Source organism: Bacillus sp. KICET-1, assembly GCF_027721405.1.
Lineage (GTDB): Bacteria > Bacillota > Bacilli > Bacillales > Bacillaceae > Bacillus > Bacillus velezensis.
The window spans coordinates 2,156,264-2,175,261 of the sequence record NZ_CP113515.1; the positions used below are offsets into that span (position 1 = coordinate 2,156,264).

General features: G+C 47.1%; 15 protein-coding genes. 14 read left to right on the top strand and 1 reads right to left on the bottom strand.

All coding sequences use genetic code 11. The features are described 5' to 3' along the window. Positions 1-14 precede the first annotated feature (14 nt). The 6 genes from ddcA (at position 15) to yihA (ending at position 8,959) form a co-directional block, all read left to right on the top strand. Positions 15-1,019, top strand: coding sequence for a DNA damage checkpoint antagonist DdcA (gene ddcA / locus OVA33_RS11090; RefSeq protein ID WP_007408147.1), 1,005 nt, complete (start codon positions 15-17; stop codon positions 1,017-1,019). Positions 1,020-1,234: 215 nt separating this feature from the next. Beyond that, a complete protein-coding gene (tig, locus tag OVA33_RS11095; protein WP_007408148.1) occupies positions 1,235-2,509 on the top strand; it encodes a trigger factor in 1,275 nt (424 codons plus the stop codon). A gap of 271 nt (positions 2,510-2,780) precedes the next feature. Further along, a complete protein-coding gene (gene clpX, locus OVA33_RS11100; RefSeq protein ID WP_007408149.1) occupies positions 2,781-4,043 on the top strand; it encodes an ATP-dependent protease ATP-binding subunit ClpX in 1,263 nt (420 codons plus the stop codon). A 150-nt stretch (positions 4,044-4,193) separates the two neighbouring features. Continuing rightward, complete coding sequence (gene lonB / locus OVA33_RS11105; protein WP_014418557.1) at positions 4,194-5,852, top strand: ATP-dependent protease LonB; 1,659 nt, start codon at positions 4,194-4,196, stop codon at positions 5,850-5,852. Positions 5,853-6,050: 198 nt separating this feature from the next. Continuing rightward, positions 6,051-8,375: an endopeptidase La gene (lon, locus tag OVA33_RS11110; protein WP_007612896.1), complete on the top strand. Its 2,325-nt coding sequence runs from the start codon at positions 6,051-6,053 to the stop codon at positions 8,373-8,375. Continuing rightward, entirely contained in the window at positions 8,372-8,959 is a 588-nt protein-coding gene (yihA, locus tag OVA33_RS11115; protein WP_003152626.1) for a ribosome biogenesis GTP-binding protein YihA/YsxC, read from the top strand. Before lon ends, yihA begins: the two co-directional genes overlap by 4 nt. 32 nt (positions 8,960-8,991) lie before the next feature. On the opposite strand, the gene OVA33_RS11120 is transcribed toward yihA, so the two are convergent. Further along, a complete protein-coding gene (locus OVA33_RS11120; RefSeq protein ID WP_017418292.1) occupies positions 8,992-9,483 on the bottom strand; it encodes a hypothetical protein in 492 nt (163 codons plus the stop codon). Between the two features lie 193 nt (positions 9,484-9,676). Here OVA33_RS11120 and hemA point away from each other — a divergent pair, with 193 nt between their 5' ends. The 8 genes from hemA (at position 9,677) to ysxE (ending at position 18,997) form a co-directional block, all read left to right on the top strand. Then, complete coding sequence (gene hemA, locus OVA33_RS11125) at positions 9,677-11,044, top strand: glutamyl-tRNA reductase (RefSeq protein ID WP_003152628.1); 1,368 nt, start codon at positions 9,677-9,679, stop codon at positions 11,042-11,044. Between the two features lie 7 nt (positions 11,045-11,051). Further along, positions 11,052-11,882 carry a cytochrome c biogenesis protein gene (locus OVA33_RS11130; protein WP_007408154.1) on the top strand — a complete coding sequence of 277 codons (831 nt, stop codon included), beginning with the start codon at positions 11,052-11,054 and terminating at the stop codon, positions 11,880-11,882. A gap of 34 nt (positions 11,883-11,916) precedes the next feature. Further along, positions 11,917-12,858, top strand: coding sequence for a hydroxymethylbilane synthase (hemC, locus tag OVA33_RS11135; protein WP_012118114.1), 942 nt, complete (start codon positions 11,917-11,919; stop codon positions 12,856-12,858). Next, complete coding sequence (locus tag OVA33_RS11140) at positions 12,848-13,627, top strand: uroporphyrinogen-III synthase (RefSeq protein WP_014418554.1); 780 nt, start codon at positions 12,848-12,850, stop codon at positions 13,625-13,627. Before hemC ends, OVA33_RS11140 begins: the two co-directional genes overlap by 11 nt. A 5-nt stretch (positions 13,628-13,632) precedes the next feature. Next, a complete protein-coding gene (gene hemB / locus OVA33_RS11145; protein WP_025649692.1) occupies positions 13,633-14,607 on the top strand; it encodes a porphobilinogen synthase in 975 nt (324 codons plus the stop codon). 28 nt (positions 14,608-14,635) lie between these two features. Next, entirely contained in the window at positions 14,636-15,925 is a 1,290-nt protein-coding gene (gene hemL / locus OVA33_RS11150) for a glutamate-1-semialdehyde 2,1-aminomutase (protein ID WP_014418553.1), read from the top strand. A gap of 132 nt (positions 15,926-16,057) precedes the next feature. After that, the gene (locus OVA33_RS11155; protein ID WP_117363995.1) at positions 16,058-17,941 is read left to right on the top strand and encodes a LysM peptidoglycan-binding domain-containing protein; all 1,884 of its coding nucleotides are present in this window, start codon (positions 16,058-16,060) and stop codon (positions 17,939-17,941) included. A gap of 33 nt (positions 17,942-17,974) precedes the next feature. Beyond that, positions 17,975-18,997: a spore coat protein YsxE gene (gene ysxE, locus OVA33_RS11160; protein ID WP_025649689.1), complete on the top strand. Its 1,023-nt coding sequence runs from the start codon at positions 17,975-17,977 to the stop codon at positions 18,995-18,997. Position 18,998 lies beyond the last annotated feature (1 nt).

Below are 18,998 nucleotides of genomic sequence, written 5' to 3' on the forward strand. Positions count from 1 at the left end.
AAAGGAAATAAAGTATGACGCATGACAAGAAAAAAGCTGATATCATTCCTTTCCCCCGTCTGAAAGAACGCTTGGTTGATAAAGGGATGGCCGCCATGAAGGATAAACAGTATCAGGAGGCCCTCGAACTGTTTTCAGAGGCGGTAAGCCACGGTGATACCGAGTCCGACGTACATTTAGGCATGGCGATTTGTTTTCTGGAACTCGGGGAATTGGAAGAAGCAAAACAAGTTTGCGAGAAAATGCTGAATGAAGGGTACGGCCATTATTTTACCGTACTGCAGGTGTATATGACCATTTTAATTCAGCTGAAACAATATGAAGAAGTCAAAAGCACAATTGAAGCTGTGCTGGAAGAAAACCAGCTGCCCGCAGAAAGTGCGGAGCAATTCTACCGGCTGCTCGAATTCAGCCGCAAAATGACCGATCCCGACCAGCAGGATGAAGCATGGGAGGAGGAATACGAGGACATTCTTGATGCGGAAAAAGTGCTGAACAGCCCCGCTGAACAAATGAATCTGATTCATTCTCTTAAAGACCGCAATATTGCAAAATACACGGGTCTCTTAAAAACAATTCTTCAAGATCCGGGCGCTCATCCTCTTATCAAGACGATGATTTTGACGCTGATGGCGGACCATGACTACAGCAAGCCGGTCCATATTACAAAATTCGGCGATTCAATGACCGCGGTTCCGAGTGAAACGGTTCAGCCTGATGCGGCTCCGGTTTTGCATCGCGTTCTCCGGGTGCTTGATGAAACGCTCGGCAATGAAAACCCTACATTATACGCTGCCGTCGAGGAGCTGTGGAGAAGGCATCTGTACGTCCTGCACCCTTTTATGCCGAAGTTTTTGAACGCAGATTTATGGGCGGCGGCGCTTCATAAGGTCGGTTACGAGATGCACGGCATTGACATTGAGCCGGAGGAACTTCACATGATGTACGAGTTTGACAGCCGCGAACTCGAAGAAGCCTGCACGATGATTAAGGATATTGAAGAAATTTCTTATTTGTAAATCACACCATATAGTTGAAAGCGGTAGGCGTTATGTTATAATATAGTGGTTGTATTTATGTATAGCGGTTTAACTGAAATGAGAATTACGGTTGGACAGGCTGCCAGTTCATTACATAATGATTCTGATTCAAGCGGTTTTTTCTTTGACAAAGCCGCGGATTGCTTTAGAATGGAAGACCGACACAACCTGAATAGATTTTTGGAGGGAAACACATGTCTGTAAAATGGGAAAAACAAGAAGGCAACGAAGGCGTATTAACGGTTGAAGTTGACGCGGATACGTTCAAAACAGCTCTTGATGATGCATTTAAAAAAGTAGTAAAACAGGTTTCTATTCCTGGATTCCGCAAAGGGAAAGTTCCCCGCGGTTTATTCGAACAGCGTTTCGGCGTTGAAGCTCTTTACCAGGATGCTTTAGATATTTTACTTCCTGTAGAATACCCTAAAGCGGTTGAAGAAGCCGGCATCGAACCTGTAGACCGCCCTGAAATCGATGTTGAAAAAATCGAAAAAGGCGAAAGCTTGATTTTCACTGCAAAAGTGACTGTAAAACCGGAAGTGAAACTTGGCGACTACAAAGGCTTAGGAATCGAAAAAGATGACACTGCCGTTACTGACGAAGATGTGCAAAACGAACTTAAAGCTCTTCAAGAGCGTCAGGCTGAGCTTGTCGTGAAAGAAGAAGGCGCTGTTGAAAACGGCGATACAGTCGTTCTTGACTTCGAAGGTTTCGTTGACGGCGAAGCGTTTGAAGGCGGAAAAGCTGAGAACTACTCACTTGAAGTAGGATCAGGTTCATTCATCCCGGGCTTCGAAGAGCAGTTAACAGGCCTTGAAGCAGGCGCTGAAAAGGATGTTGAAGTAACATTCCCTGAAGAGTACCACGCTGAAGAGCTTGCCGGAAAACCAGCTGTTTTCAAAGTGAAAATTCATGAAATCAAAGCGAAAGAGCTTCCTGAGCTTGACGACGAATTCGCAAAAGACATTGACGAAGAAGTTGAAACGCTTGCTGAATTAACTGAGAAAACAAAAAAACGCCTTGAAGAAGCAAAAGAAAACGAAGCTGACGCTAAATTGCGTGAAGAGCTTGTTCTGAAAGCATCTGAAAACGCTGAAGCTGATGTTCCTCAAGCGATGATCGACACTGAGCTTGACCGCATGCTGAAAGAATTCGAACAGCGTCTGCAAATGCAAGGCATGAACCTTGAGCTTTACACTCAATTCTCAGGCCAAGATGAAAACGCGTTAAAAGAGCAAATGAAAGAAGATGCCGCAAAACGCGTAAAATCAAACCTGACTCTTGAAGCGATCGCTCAAGCTGAAAACCTTGAAGTAACGGACGAAGAAGTTGAAGCTGAGCTGACTAAAATGGCTGAAGCTTACAACATGCCGGTTGAAAACATTAAGCAGGCAATCGGTTCAACTGACGCGATGAAAGAAGATTTAAAAGTTCGAAAAGCAATTGATTTTCTTGTAGAAAACCGTTAATATGGTTCATAATAATAGACATAATAAAACAGGGCGCGATTAATTCGTGCCTTGTTTTGTACAATTATGATATAACTCTTTTTCTTGGGGCAAGATAGTCATTGCCGGGCTGTTTTTCGTCATACATATAGAATGTGCAAGTGCGAAACACATTGTTACCGTCTTACTGGAAAGTATGGTAAAATGCAATACATACTCGATCGTAGCAAGAACCGTTTTCTTTTGCCCTTCAGGTAAAAGAAAAAGTGAGACAAGATTAAGGGGTGAAAGAATGTTTAAATTCAACGAGGAAAAAGGACAATTGAAATGCTCGTTCTGCGGAAAAACGCAAGATCAGGTTCGTAAGCTGGTTGCAGGACCGGGTGTATATATATGCGACGAATGTATTGAGCTCTGTACAGAAATCGTAGAGGAAGAGCTTGGTACGGAAGAAGAAGTCGAATTTAAAGACGTTCCGAAGCCGCAGGAAATCCGTGAGATTCTGAATGAATATGTCATCGGACAGGATCAGGCGAAGAAATCACTTGCGGTTGCGGTATACAACCATTACAAACGCATCAATTCCAACAGTAAAGTGGATGATGTCGAGCTTTCTAAAAGTAATATTTCTTTAATCGGACCGACTGGAAGCGGGAAAACACTTCTTGCCCAGACGCTTGCGCGTATTCTGAACGTGCCGTTTGCGATCGCGGACGCTACATCTCTGACTGAAGCCGGATATGTCGGTGAGGACGTAGAAAACATCCTCCTCAAGCTGATTCAGGCAGCAGACTATGATGTGGAAAAAGCAGAAAAAGGCATTATTTATATCGATGAAATCGATAAAGTAGCGCGAAAATCTGAAAATCCGTCCATTACACGCGACGTATCAGGCGAAGGCGTTCAGCAGGCGCTGCTGAAAATTCTTGAAGGAACGGTTGCAAGCGTGCCGCCTCAAGGAGGACGCAAACATCCTCATCAGGAATTCATCCAGATCGATACGACGAACATCTTGTTCATTTGCGGCGGTGCATTTGACGGCATCGAACAAATCATCAAACGCCGTCTCGGACAAAAAGTCATCGGCTTCGGCTCTGATAATAAAGCGGCAGATCTGGAAAAAGAAGAACTGCTTTCTAAAGTTCTTCCGGAAGACTTGCTCCGTTTCGGTCTGATTCCTGAATTCATCGGCCGTCTTCCTGTCATTGCAAGCCTTGAGCAGCTTGACGAAACGGCACTGGTTGAAATTCTGACTAAACCGAAAAACGCACTCGTCAAACAATACAAGAAAATGTTAGAACTTGATGATGTCGAGCTTGAATTTGAAGACGAGGCATTATCTGAAATTGCGAAAAAAGCGATCGAGCGTAAAACAGGCGCACGCGGCCTGCGTTCTATCATTGAAGGCATCATGCTTGACGTCATGTTTGATCTGCCGTCCCGCGATGATATTGAAAAATGTGTCATTACCGGAGCGACAGTCGCAGACGGTGAAGCACCGCGTCTTGTATTAAAAGACGGCACAGTTGTCGGCCAAGATAAAACATCAGCATAACATGACAAAACCTCCTGACCCGAATTGATCAGGAGGTTTTTTTTCTTGTCCTGACCCTTCTGAAAATGTTTATTCCGGGCTTTGCTGGGAGATACTAGCGGACAGAGGAATGAATTGGATACATAAATCGTTTTTTCAGGAGGGACCAGCATGAGTTGGACAGGGATCGCATTATTTGTACAGCTGTTTTTCGGAATAGTCATCGGATTATATTTTTGGAATCTGCTCAAAAACCAGCGTACACAAAAAGTGACGATAGATAAAGAATCAAAAAAAGAAATGGAACAGCTGCGCAAAATGCGCGCCATCAGTTTATCAGAACCTTTATCAGAAAAGGTGCGGCCGAAAAGCTTTCAGGACATTGTCGGCCAGGAAGACGGAATTAAAGCGTTAAAAGCAGCGCTTTGCGGACCGAACCCGCAGCACGTCATTATTTACGGTCCTCCGGGAGTCGGTAAAACGGCTGCGGCGCGGCTGGTATTGGAAGAAGCGAAAAAACATAAACAGTCACCGTTTCAAAAGCAGGCTGTTTTTGTTGAACTTGATGCGACGACCGCGCGGTTTGATGAACGGGGGATTGCCGATCCGCTTATCGGTTCAGTGCATGATCCCATTTATCAGGGAGCGGGTGCGATGGGCCAAGCAGGCATTCCGCAGCCGAAACAGGGGGCTGTGACCCATGCTCACGGCGGGGTATTGTTTATTGATGAAATCGGCGAGCTTCACCCGATTCAGATGAATAAAATGCTGAAGGTGCTTGAAGATCGAAAAGTATTTTTAGACAGTGCGTATTACAGTGAAGAAAATACGCAAATACCGAATCACATTCATGATATTTTTCAAAATGGGCTTCCGGCAGATTTCCGTTTGATCGGAGCGACAACGAGAATGCCGAATGAAATTCCGCCGGCCATCCGTTCGCGCTGTCTTGAAGTATTTTTCCGCGAGCTGGAAAAGGATGAACTTAAAATCGTTGCGAAAAAAGCAGCCGACAAAATTCAGAAAGAGATTTCTGACGAAGCTCTCAGTGTGCTGACCGCATATACGAGAAACGGACGTGAAGCCGTCAATATGATCCAGATCGCCGCCGGCATGGCGGTGACTGAGGACAGACAAGAAATTACGACAGAAGATATAGAATGGGTTGTTCATTCCAGTCAGCTTACACCTAAAAATGAGCAGAAAATCGCCGATGAACCGCAAGTCGGCATCGTGAACGGACTTGCTGTCTACGGGCCGAACAGCGGCGCATTGCTGGAAATCGAAGTGAATGTCACACCTGCGCAGGACAAAGGAAGCCTGAATATCACGGGAATTGCAGAGGAAGAAAGCATCGGCAGCCAATCGAAGTCGATCCGCCGCAAAAGCATGGCGAAGGGATCTGTGGAAAATGTTCTGACGGTTCTGCGCACAATGGGCATCAAACCTTCAGACTATGACATTCACGTCAATTTTCCGGGCGGAGGCCCGATTGACGGACCTTCAGCAGGTATCGCGATGGCCGCGGGGATTTTTTCCGCGATTCACCGCATCCCGATCGACCATACGGTGGCGATGACGGGAGAAATCAGCCTGACGGGGCTTGTCAAACCGATCGGCGGCGTCATTCCGAAAATTAAAGCCGCAAAACAGGCCGGAGCAAAAACGGTCATTATCCCATATGAAAATCAGCAGTCCATTTTGAAACGAATAGACGGAATCACCATTAAAGCGGTAAAAACGTTCCAGGAAGTGCTGGACGTCATATTGGTTGACCCTCCTTCAGAACAAAAACCGTTTGATATCCAAATGAATAAAGAATCCGTATAAACCCCATTTTTATAATGGGGTTTTTTTATGGAGGACATCTTTTCCTTTTTCAGAACAGAAAGAAAGGGTATACTACGAAGAGACTGTTTTATATACAGGGCAGGCGGATAAGCCGATTTTGCCCGATCCCGGAATTGTACAACGATGAAAAAGTTGTATTATAATGGTTCATACTAAAGTCACGGAGGTGTCAGTCACATGGCAGAAGATACAAAACGCAGCATCCCGCTCCTCCCTTTAAGAGGCTTATTGGTATACCCGACAATGGTTTTACATTTAGATGTAGGCCGTGACAAGTCGGTTCAGGCTCTTGAACAGGCAATGATGCATGATCATATGATTTTTTTAGCCACTCAGCAGGATATTTCGATAGACGAACCGGGTGAAGAGGATATTTTCGCCGTCGGCACTTATACAAAAATTAAACAGATGCTGAAGCTGCCCAACGGTACGATCAGAGTGCTTGTAGAAGGAATTCAGCGGGCGCAGATCCTTGAATACACCGAGCTCGAAGATTATACTTCGGTCGATATACAGCTGATGCATGAGGATGATTCAAAAGACGTGGAAGACGAAGCGCTTATGCGGACGCTGCTGGACCATTTTGACCAGTACATAAAAATTTCTAAAAAAATCTCCGCAGAAACGTATGCGGCTGTGACTGATATTGAAGAGCCCGGCAGAATGGCGGATATCGTCGCTTCTCATCTCCCGCTGAAATTAAAGGACAAGCAGGACATTTTAGAAACGGCGGATATTAAAGAACGTCTGAATAAGGTCATTCGTTCCATTCATAATGAAAAAGAAGTGCTGGAGATTGAGAAAAAAATCGGTCAGCGCGTCAAACGTTCGATGGAACGCACTCAAAAGGAATACTACTTGCGTGAACAGATGAAAGCCATTCAGAAGGAGCTTGGCGACAAAGAAGGAAAAACCGGCGAAGTTCAGTCGCTCACGGAAAAGATAGAAGAAGCAGGCATGCCTGAGCGTGTCAAAGAAACGGCGCTTAAGGAATTAAGCCGTTACGAAAAAGTGCCGTCAAGCTCAGCGGAAAGCTCTGTTATCCGCAACTATATTGACTGGCTCATCGCCCTTCCGTGGTCGGATGAAACAGAAGATAAACTTGACATTAAAAAAGCCGGGGAAATCTTAGATAAAGAGCATCACGGCTTAGAGAAAGTGAAAGAGCGGATTTTGGAGTATTTGGCCGTGAAACAGCTGACGAAAACGCTGAAAGGGCCGATTCTTTGTCTGGCCGGACCTCCGGGAGTCGGTAAAACATCTCTTGCAAAATCAATCAGTACGAGCATGGGGCGCCGTTTTGTGAGAATTTCACTGGGCGGAGTGCGCGATGAGTCTGAAATCCGCGGGCACCGGCGTACATACGTCGGAGCGATGCCGGGCCGTATTATACAGGGGATGAAAAAAGCCGGTAAACAAAATCCCGTCTTTCTCCTGGATGAGATCGACAAAATGTCGTCTGATTTCAGAGGCGATCCGTCTTCGGCGATGCTTGAGGTGCTGGATCCGGAACAAAACAGCACATTCAGCGACCACTATATTGAAGAGACGTTCGATTTATCGAAAGTGCTGTTTATCGCGACTGCGAATAACCTTGCTTCCATACCGGGACCTCTCAGAGACAGAATGGAGATTATCAGCCTGTCAGGCTACACTGAAAACGAAAAGCTGGAAATCGTGAAGGACCACCTGCTTCCGAAACAAATCAAAGAGCACGGGCTCACAAAGAGCAACCTGCAGATTCGGGACCAGGCGATTACGGACATCATCCGCTACTATACGAGGGAAGCCGGCGTGAGAACGCTTGAACGCCAGATTGCCGCCATTTGCCGAAAGGCTGCGAAAGCCATTGTGTCTGAGGAGAGAAAACGCATTACCGTTACAGAGAAAAATCTGGCCGACTATCTCGGAAAACGGATATTCAGATACGGACAGGCGGAAACCGAAGATCAAATCGGGGTTGTCACGGGGCTCGCGTATACGACGGTCGGCGGAGATACGCTGTCAATCGAAGTGTCATTGTCACCGGGAAAAGGAAAGCTGATTCTGACCGGGAAGCTTGGAGATGTCATGCGGGAATCAGCGCAGGCCGCTTTCAGTTATGTCCGCTCGAAAGCGGAACAGTTCGGAATCGACCCGAAATTCCATGAGAAGTATGACATTCATATCCATGTCCCTGAAGGAGCGGTGCCGAAAGACGGCCCTTCTGCCGGAATTACGATGGCCACGGCGCTCGTTTCAGCATTAACGGACCGTGCGGTAAAACGCGAAGTCGGTATGACGGGAGAAATCACGCTGCGGGGCCGCGTGCTTCCGATCGGCGGACTGAAAGAAAAGGCGCTCGGCGCGCACAGAGCGGGCCTGACTACTATTATTGCGCCTAAAGATAACGAAAAAGATATAGAGGATATTCCAGAAAGCGTCAGAGAAGGACTGAAGTTTATATTCGTTTCTCACCTGGATGACGTTTTGGAACATGCCTTAGTAGGAGAGAAGAAATGAAAGTCACAAAGTCAGAAATCGTGATCAGCGCGGTCAAACCCGAACAGTACCCTGATGGGGGGCTTCCGGAAATCGCGCTGGCGGGAAGATCAAATGTAGGAAAGTCATCTTTTATCAATTCATTAATCAATCGGAAAAACTTGGCCAGAACGTCATCAAAACCGGGGAAAACACAGACCTTAAACTTTTACATCATCAATGATGAATTGCATTTTGTCGACGTTCCCGGGTACGGATTTGCGAAAGTTTCCAAAAGCGAGCGGGAAGCATGGGGGAGAATGATTGAAACCTATATGACGACCCGCGAAGAGCTGAAAGCCTGCGTGCAGATTGTCGACCTCAGGCACGCGCCGTCTGCTGAAGACGTGAACATGTATGAATTCCTGAAGTATTACGGCATTCCCGTCATCGTTATCGCGACAAAAGCGGATAAGATTCCAAAAGGAAAATGGGACAAGCACTTAAAGGTTGTCAAACAGACGCTTGATATGGATCCTGAAGATGAGCTGATTTTATTTTCCTCTGAAACGAAAAAAGGCAAAGATGAAGCATGGGGAGCCATTAAAAAAATGATCAGCCGATAATGAAAAACCCAAAACGCAGTGCGTTTTGGGTTTTATCGTATAGTTTTGTTCCGCTTGATAAACAATAATAAAAGGCTGATTCCGATGAAAACATACGGCCAGTATGTTTTGAAGTGTTCCGTCGGAATATGGACGGACTCCAGCCACGCCGTAATTTGTTTAAAGAAGTATAAAAAGAGGGAAAAACCAATCATGGCAGCCGCTTCGTATACATATTCTTTTCTGGCTGCCGCAAATAAGGAGAATCCGAAGACGAAGAGAATCATTTCAAAATCTCCCGGCCACCATGAGAGCTCAGGTTTGGCGAAAAAGTGTAAACCTATGCCGAAAAGAAGCAAGCCGATCAGGACGTGAGGCCCGGCCGCTTCCTTTTTGCCCTGATACAAGAGCACGGCGCCCAAGAGCATAAGGAGCACCGGCCATTCCCCCTGATTCGCAAACAGGTGAACCTGTCCGCTCTGAAGCCATGCGAATAATGAAGCGGCAAGCAGAAGTCCCGGTAATAAAATTGATGTTTTTTTCATCCTGTCACCTACCCGCAGTAAAGGATTTTTAGTATGATGATTAAGTGGAAACGAGCTTTTTATACTATAGCATAACATTTTTGAAATCTGTTCACATTTTCCCGAAGAAACTATGTTATAATTATTATAAATAATAAATTCTATGTTAGAATGATTATAAATAAATTGCGATGTACGGGGGTGCATGAAAGCGATGCATATTCTTGTTGTGGGAGTAGATTATAAATCCGCCCCTATTGAAATACGCGAAAAAATAAGTTTTCAGCCGGATGAGCTTGCAGAAGCGATGCTCCGTTTAAAAGAAGAAAAAAGCGTTCTTGAAAACATTATCGTGTCAACCTGCAACCGCACCGAAATATATGCGGTGGTCGACCAGCTCCATACCGGCCGTTATTATATAAAAACATTTTTATCCGAATGGTTCTCGCTGCCGAAAGAAGAGCTGTCTCCGTTTCTGAAATTTTATGAGAGCGACGCGGCGATCGAGCATTTATTCCGTGTGGCGTGCGGCTTGGATTCCATGGTCATCGGAGAAACGCAAATACTCGGCCAGGTCCGCTCGAGCTTTAAAACGGCGCAGGCAGAAAAGACGATCGGCACCATTTTCAATGAGCTGTTTAAACAGGCGGTGACCGTCGGCAAACGCACGCATGCCGAAACCGATATCGGCGCCAATGCCGTTTCCGTCAGTTACGCCGCCGTTGAACTCGCGAAAAAAATCTTCGGCTCATTGTCAAATAAGCACATTTTGATTCTCGGTGCGGGAAAAATGGGCGAGCTCGCCGCAGAAAACCTGCACGGTCAGGGCATCGGCAAAGTAACGGTCATCAACAGAACGTTTTTGAAGGCAAAAGCGCTTGCTGACCGTTTCTCCGGAGAAGCGCGCAGCTTAAACCAGCTTGAACATGCACTTGCTGAAGCTGATATTTTAATCAGTTCGACAGGCGCAAGTGATTTCGTCGTGTCCAAAGAAATGATGGAGAGAGCGGGCAGACAGCGGAAAGGCCGTCCGTTATTTATGGTGGATATCGCTGTGCCGCGAGACCTCGATCCGGCGCTTAACGATCTTGAAGGTGTTTTTCTGTACGATATTGATGACCTTGAAGGAATCGTTGAAGCTAACTTACAAGAACGCCGTGAAACCGCTGAAAAAGTCGAGCTGTTTATTGAAGCGGCAATTGTTGAGTTTAAGCAGTGGCTTAATACGCTCGGCGTCGTGCCGGTCATTTCGGCGCTGCGTGAAAAGGCGCTGTCCATCCAGTCCGATACGATGCAGAGCATTGAGCGCAAGCTGCCTCATCTGACGGTAAGAGAGAAAAAACTTCTCAGCAAACATACGAAAAGCATCATTAACCAAATGCTGCGCGACCCGATTCTGAAAGCGAAAGAGCTTGCGGCTGAAGCGGATTCAGATGAAAAGCTGAAGCTGTTTATGCAGATATTCGATATTGAGGAAGAGGCCGGCCGCCAGCTGGACAAAAGCCTGGATAACCGCCAGACGGTTCATTCGTTTCAAAAGGCAGAAGCAAAAACGGGCTTACGTCCGCTTGTAAGTGAGTGAGGGCTGTATGATTGATACAGCAATGGCAAGACTTAATGAAGCGACAATTGTTATTTATGCAGTAAGCGTCCTTTTTTACTTTATAGATTTTCTTCAACACAACCGGAAGGCTGGGAAAATGGCCTTCTGGTTGCTTTCTATTGTCTGGACTCTGCAAACCGTCTATCTTTCTTATTTCATGTGGCAGACGGGCAGATTTCCGGTCTTGAATATTACAGAGGCCCTTTACTTTTATGCGTGGGTGCTTGTCACGCTCTCACTTGTGGTCACGCAGATTCTGCGCGTTGATTTTATCGTATTTTTCACGAATGTCATCGGTTTCTCGATGATTGCGATCCATACGTTTTCACCGACGGATCAGCATTCGGCCGCTTTTTCCGGCCAGCTGGTCTCAGAGCTTTTGGTCATTCATATTACAATGGCGATTCTGTCTTACGGCGCTTTTTCCCTTTCTTTTGTCTTTTCGCTTCTTTATCAGTTTCAATATTCTTTATTAAAGAAGAAAAAGTGGGGAAAATGGCTGTTGAGAATTGAAGATTTGTCAAAACTTGATTATATGGCTTACGTTTTAAATGTCATCGGGGTTCCGATGCTGCTGTTGAGCCTGATATTAGGCGTGATCTGGGCGTATGTGTCGCTGGAAACGCTGTACTGGTTTGATTCAAAAGTGCTCGGTTCGTTTATTGTGCTGCTTTTATACAGCTACTATTTATATATCAGAATGATTAAGGAACTGCAGGGAAAAGTGGCGGCGTTATGGAATTCAGCATGTTTTCTCGTGCTGATGATTAATTACTTCCTGCTCGGAAGCCTGTCGCAATTCCATTGGTTCAGTTAACGCACGCGCCCAAACAGATTCGGGAGGAAAGAAAATGAGAACGATTAAGGTAGGTTCCAGACGGAGCAAACTGGCTATGACCCAGACAAAATGGGTGATTAACAAACTGAAGGAATTGAACCCTTCCTATAACTTTGAAATCCGGGAGATTGTCACAAAAGGCGACCGCATCCTTGATGTTACACTGTCAAAAGTGGGCGGCAAAGGTTTGTTTGTCAAAGAGATTGAACAGGCGCTGCTGCATCAGGAGATTGATATGGCGGTTCACAGCATGAAAGACATGCCCGCCGTTTTGCCTGAGGGTCTTGTCATAGGCTGCATACCGAAACGTGAGGATCCGCGTGATGCGCTGATTTCAAAGGGGCATCAAAAGCTGGACGGCATAAAAGAAGGGGGCATCATCGGCACCAGCAGTTTAAGAAGAAGCGCCCAGATTCTTGCTGAACGCCCTGATCTTACAATTAAGTGGATCAGAGGCAATATCGATACGAGACTTCAAAAGCTTGAAACGGAAGATTACGATGCTATTATTTTAGCGGCTGCGGGACTTTCGAGAATGGGCTGGAAAGATGATGTCGTATCTGAATTTCTCGAACCGGACCGCTGTCTGCCTGCGGTCGGCCAAGGCGCTCTTGCCATTGAATGCAGAGAGTCGGATGAGGAGCTTTTGAAGCTGTTTGCGCAATTTACCGATGAGTATACGCAGCGCACGGTGGCAGCCGAACGGGCTTTCTTACACGCGATGGAAGGCGGCTGCCAAGTGCCGATAGCCGGGTATGCGTCCGTCAATGACCGGGATGAGGTTGAATTGGTCGGTCTTGTCGCGTCTCCGGACGGAAAGACGATTTATAAAGAAACAGCGGCGGGACATGATCCGGAAGAAATCGGGAAACGCTGTGCGGCGATGATGTCTGAAAAAGGAGCCAAAGCATTAATCGACAGCGTGAAACAGGAGCTCGATCAGGATGGCAAATGACCTTCCTTTACAAGGAAAGACCGTGCTTGTCACCCGGAACAAAAGACAGGCCGCACCGTTCCGAAAAAAAGTGGAGGCGCTCGGCGGAACGGCTGTTTCCGCTTCGCTGATCGCTTTTCAGGAAGCGCTCCCGGATGAATGTGCGGACAGTCTCAGGGAAGACCTTTCTGAGCCGGGATGGCTTGTGTTTACAAGCGTAAACGGTGTCCGGTTCTTTTTTTCCTATCTTGATCGGCACGGTCTTGCGCTTTCGGGACGGAAAAAAATCGCAGCCGTCGGTGAAAAGACTGCGCGCGCCCTGAAAGAGCGGGGAGCCCGGACGGATGCGATGCCTGACGAGTATGTGGCGGAATGTCTGGCTGATACTTTAAAACGGCACGCATCAGCTGCCGAACCCATTTCAGTGATAAAGGGCAATTTATCACGCGATGTCATAAAAGCGGAGCTTGAGCCGCTTGGCTATCAAATAAGGGAATGGGTGTTATACAATACCATTCAGGATGAAAAAGGCATGGACGAGCTGAGACGGGCTGCATCCCGCTCTCATTTTGATTTTATTACGTTTACCAGCTCATCGGCGGTGCATACGTTTATGCACGCGGTCGGAGACGGAGAAAAAGCGTGGGAAAACAGCGGTGCGAGCTATATCAGCATCGGCCCTTTGACAGAGAAAGCGCTCTTGGAATACGGGATCTCATCCCATGTGCCTGACATCTATACGATTGAAGGCATGCTGGACGTCATGTGCAGCATGTCGGGAAAGGATTGATAATGATGAATCAAACATTTAACAGACACCGCCGTTTGCGCGTGAACGCTGAGATGAGAGATTTAGTAAAAGAAACACGTCTTCACCCTTCAGATTTTATTTACCCGTTATTTGTCGTTGAAGGACTTGAAGGAAAAAAAGAAGTTCCTTCCATGCCGGGGGTTTATCATGTATCACTCGATTTGTTAAAGGATGAAATGGCTGAGCTGATATCGCTCGGCATTAAGTCGGTCATCGTTTTCGGCGTGCCGGAAGAAAAAGACGCCTGCGGAACCCAGGCTTTTCACGATCACGGCATTGTGCAGAAAGGGATTGCTGAAATTAAAAAGCATTATCCTGAAATGATCGTAATCGCTGATACGTGTCTCTGTGAATACACGGATCACGGCCATTGCGGCGTCGTGAAAGACGGAGAAATCTTAAATGACGAGTCGCTTGAGCTGCTGGCGCAGACAGCCGTCAGCCAGGCCAAAGCAGGCGCTGACATCATCGCTCCTTCAAATATGATGGACGGTTTTGTCACAGTGATCAGAGAAGCGCTCGACAAAGAAGGATTCACGAATATTCCGATCATGTCTTATGCCGTGAAATATTCAAGTGAATTTTACGGTCCGTTCCGCGACGCGGCTGACAGCACGCCGCAGTTCGGAGACCGAAAAACATATCAGATGGATCCGGCCAACCGCTTGGAAGCGCTCCGTGAGGCTGAATCAGACGCGGCAGAAGGCGCTGACTTTTTAATCGTCAAACCGTCTATGTCATACTTAGATATTATGCGTGATGTGAAAAACCGCCATCACCTGCCGCTGGTCGCATATAATGTGAGCGGGGAGTATTCCATGGTGAAAGCGGCAGCCCAAAACGGCTGGATTAAAGAAAAAGAAATGGTGCTGGAAATTTTAACGAGCATGAAACGTGCAGGAGCCGATCTGATTATGACGTATCATGCAAAAGACGCAGCAAAATGGCTTGCTGAGTAACGATTTCATTTGACGGGAGCTGAGGCAGATGAGAAGCTATGAAAAATCAAAAGCCGCTTTTAAAGAAGCGCAGAAACTGATGCCGGGCGGAGTGAACAGCCCGGTGCGCGCGTTTAAATCAGTTGATATGGACCCGATCTTTATGCAGCGCGGAAAAGGATCGAAAATTTTTGATATTGACGGCAATGAATATATCGACTACGTCCTGAGCTGGGGGCCGCTCATTTTGGGCCACACAAATGACCGGGTCGTTGAAAGCCTGAAAAAAGTAGCCGAGAACGGGACAAGTTTCGGGGCATCTACTGAGGTGGAAAACGAACTGGCCAAATTGGTCATTGACCGTGTGCCGTCTGTTGAAATCGTGCGGATGGTCAGCTCCGGCACAGAGGCGACAATGAGCGCCCTGCGTCTGGCAAGAGGATATACCGGCCGCAACAAAATTTTGAAATTTGAAGGCTGTTACCACGGCCATGGTGATTCGCTGCTGATCAAAGCGGGATCCGGAGTGGCGACACTCGGCCTACCGGACAGCCCGGGCGTGCCGGAAGGAATAGCAATGAATACGATTACCGTTCCATACAACGACTTGGAAAGCGTTGCACTCGCATTCCGGGAGTACGGTGAAGATATTGCCGGGGTCATTGTTGAACCGGTAGCAGGCAATATGGGCGTTGTTCCGCCGCAGGAAGGCTTTTTACAAGGACTTCGCGACATTACGGAACAGTATGGCGCGCTGCTCATTTTTGACGAGGTCATGACCGGTTTTCGCGTGGATTATAACTGTGCGCAAGGGTATTTCGGCGTGACGCCTGACTTAACGTGTCTCGGCAAAGTCATCGGCGGCGGTCTTCCTGTCGGTGCGTATGGCGGAAAAGCTGACATTATGGAACGAATCGCGCCGAGCGGTCCGATCTACCAGGCGGGAACATTGTCAGGAAATCCGCTTGCCATGACAGCGGGACTTGAGACGCTACAGCAGCTCACACCTGAATCTTACCAAGAATTTGTGAAAAAAGGCGATATGCTTGAAGAAGGCATTTCAAAAGCAGCTGCAGCACATGGCATTCCGCACACGTTTAACCGGGCGGGTTCCATGATCGGCTTCTTTTTCACAAATGAGCCTGTCATTAACTATGAAGCAGCCAAATCTTCTGATTTAAAGCTGTTCGCCAAATATTATAAAGGGATGGCCGACGCAGGCGTATTTCTGCCGCCGTCTCAATTTGAAGGATTGTTTCTCTCCACTGCGCATACAATGGAGGATATTGAAAAAACCATTCAAGCCGCTGAGAAAGTGTTCCAGGCGATCAGCCGCTGATAACGAAAAGCCGATGCAAGCAAGACTTGTATCGGCTTTTTTCAATGCCTCCATTATCATATTTTCCCGGATTGCGGCATACACCTTTAGTGACATCTAATTGTATGGATTAGATGAAAGGAGGATATGAACTTGCCGCATAATCACCGATTGCAATTTTCTGTTGAAGAATCAATCTGTTTCCAAAAAGGACAGGAAGTTTCTGAATTACTTTCGATTTCATTAGACCCTGACATCAGGGTGCAGGAAGTAAATGATTATGTCTCAATTAAAGGATCATTAGAACTTACTGGCGAGTACAACATAGATCACAGCAGTCATTTTGAAGAGCTTGATAGGGAGCTGAGGCATGTAGAGGAAGTGAGGGCGAGGGAGGATGGCACGGCCGAGCTCATTCATTGTTTCCCGGTGGACATCACGATTCCGAAAAATAAAGTGAGCCACCTCAATGATGTTTTCGTATTTATTGATGCCTTTGATTATCAGCTGACGGATTCAAGGATCTTAACCATTCAAGCTGATTTGGCAATTGAAGGGCTGCTTGAGGAATCCGAGCCAAAAGAGCCGGAGATCCCTTTGTACGTGGCGCCTGAATTTGCCAGAGAAGAAATGATCAATCTTGCCGGACATTATTCTGAGGACGAAAACGAACCAGAATTAATGATACGCCATGAGCCTGAAATACCTTTGACTGTATCAGAAGAAGCAGCACAAGAAACCGAGAAGAACGAGGAAGAAACTCCGCCTTTACTCAGGCAGGAGGAAGAAGAGCTGGAGACTGCTCCGATTCTGAGGGAACGGGAAGAAGAGCCGGAGACTGCCCCTATTCTGAGGGAGCGGGAAGAAGAAGAGCCGGAGACTGCCCCTATTCTGAGGGAGCAGGAAGAAGAAGAGCCGGAGACTGCCCCTATTCTGAGGGAGCAGGAAGAAGAAGAGCAAGAAACTGCCCCGATTCTGAGGGAGCGGGAAGAAGAAGCGCAGGAAGCTGCCCCGATTCTGAGGGAGCGGGAAGAAGAAGAGCCGGAGACTGCCCCGATTCTGAGGGAGCGGGAAGAAGAAGAGCAGGAAGCAGCCCCGATTCTGAGGGAGCGGGAAGAAGAAGAGCATGAGACTGCCCCGATTCTGAGGGAGCGGGAAGAAGAAGAGCATGAGACTGCCCCGATTCTGAGGGAGCAGGAAGAGGTGCCGAAACCTGTTTCCTTTACTGAGCCTCCTCCTCCCGTTTCCTTTCAACACGAAGAAGAGCCGGAAGAAGCTGAGGAGCCTGCAATCATGTCGGCTGTGAGGAATGAACCTGTATTTGAGGATGATTCAGCAGAAGTGCAGGAAGAGCCAAAAGATGATAACGAGCCGGTTTTCCCTGCGTTCACTCTGACTCCGCATGCAGAAAAACCAAAAATTGCGGAACAGCCCTTCCTTCAAAAAGAAGAGCAGCCAGAGGCCGAGCCGCTTCTCCGTCAGAGCGATCATGAGGCGGCAGAAGACGAAGATGAGCCTGCGGTTTTTCAAGAAGAGCAGGCGCCCGTTTATCGCGAGTTCGTTCCGGAACAGCAGGAAGAGGAGTTTTACAGCGCTCCTAAGCTGCTTGAAGAAGAGGCTCATGATGAAGAAGGGTTTGAAATTGAGGTAAGGAAGATGGCGCAGCCGGAGGAGGAAACCGGGAAGCCTCTCGATTTGTCATTTCAGTTTTCCAAACTGCAGCCTGAGGAGCCGGCGCAAGCTGAACCGCCTGAGCCGCTTAAGTCTGAAAGAAAGAATGAAGAAGCGGCACCGGGAACCGAGCAGAAGGAAAATGACAACTCTCATTACTTGACAAAATTATTTACAAGGGAAGAAGAAAAGTTTTCAAGAATGAAAATTTGTATCGTACAGCAGCAAGATACTATCGACCGGGTGTGTGAACGATATGACATAACATCCCAGCAGCTCATCAGAACGAATGCTTTATCGTTTGATGACGAGCTTGAAGAAGGTCAGCTTCTGTATATACCTGAATATAATAACAGCCATGCGTAAGCACAAAGAGGCCGTAAAAATGTGGTGAATGGAATGGAAGCAGTCCAATCAGTGCTTCAGGAATACGGGCTGGCGGCAGAGTATATTGAGCCTGTCAGCCCGCATGTTTGGAAGGTCTACTCAAACTACGGCATTTTTGCTTTGAAACAGCTCAAGCCGGCCCGCAGCAGTGAATTTACGGATCTTATGATTGAGATTGAGGAGAAGGGCTACCGATCATTTGTGCCGATCTGCCGCACGTATGCCGGCGATTTTTTTGCGGGAAGACAGACGGAGAATTCTTATTATTTAATGCCTTGGCTTCAGTACGATCAGGAAGAGGAACGGGATCAAAAACATGTTTACCTTTTTAAAGAGGTCGCGAAGCTCCATTCCGCGACTGTGCGGGACATCCAAATCCGGACTGAAGATATCAGCGGCTTTTATGAAGCAACGAAAAGAGATTGGGAAAATGATAAGCTTGTCTATGAACAATTCGCCGACCGGGCGGAAAAAGAGTGGTACCTTTCACCTTTTGAACTGCAGGCTGTTACGTATCTTACAGAAACGGTTTCCGCCGTCAATTTTGCTCTGGAACGTCTGGAAGAATGGTTTGAGGCGGCAAAGGACCATGACAAGACGAGAGCGGTGATCAACCACGGCAGCTTATCGAGCCGCCACTTTCTGTATAATGATGCGGGATCGGGCTTTTTCACGAATTTCGAGAAAGCTGCGCTGGGCCCTCCGCAAAACGACCTGCTCGGCTTTTACTCCAGAATGTTCAGAAGCTATCCGAAAGCATGCCCGGAGTGTCTGGACTGGTTTTATACGTATCACAAATTATTCCCGCTCCGTGAAGCGGAAATCAGCCTGTTTCTCAGCTATATGGCTTATCCGTCCGCCATGTACAAAGTGCTGAAACGGTATCAGACCGGCCAAAGGGGCTCTGAAAAAGAAGAGTGCACGCAATTATTAAGAGCGTTTTGGCAGATGAAAAATGTTGAGCCTTTTCTCATGAAGGTTCATCAGATTGAGCGGGAGAAAAAAATAAAAGCGGAAAACGAGTCCTCTTCATAAC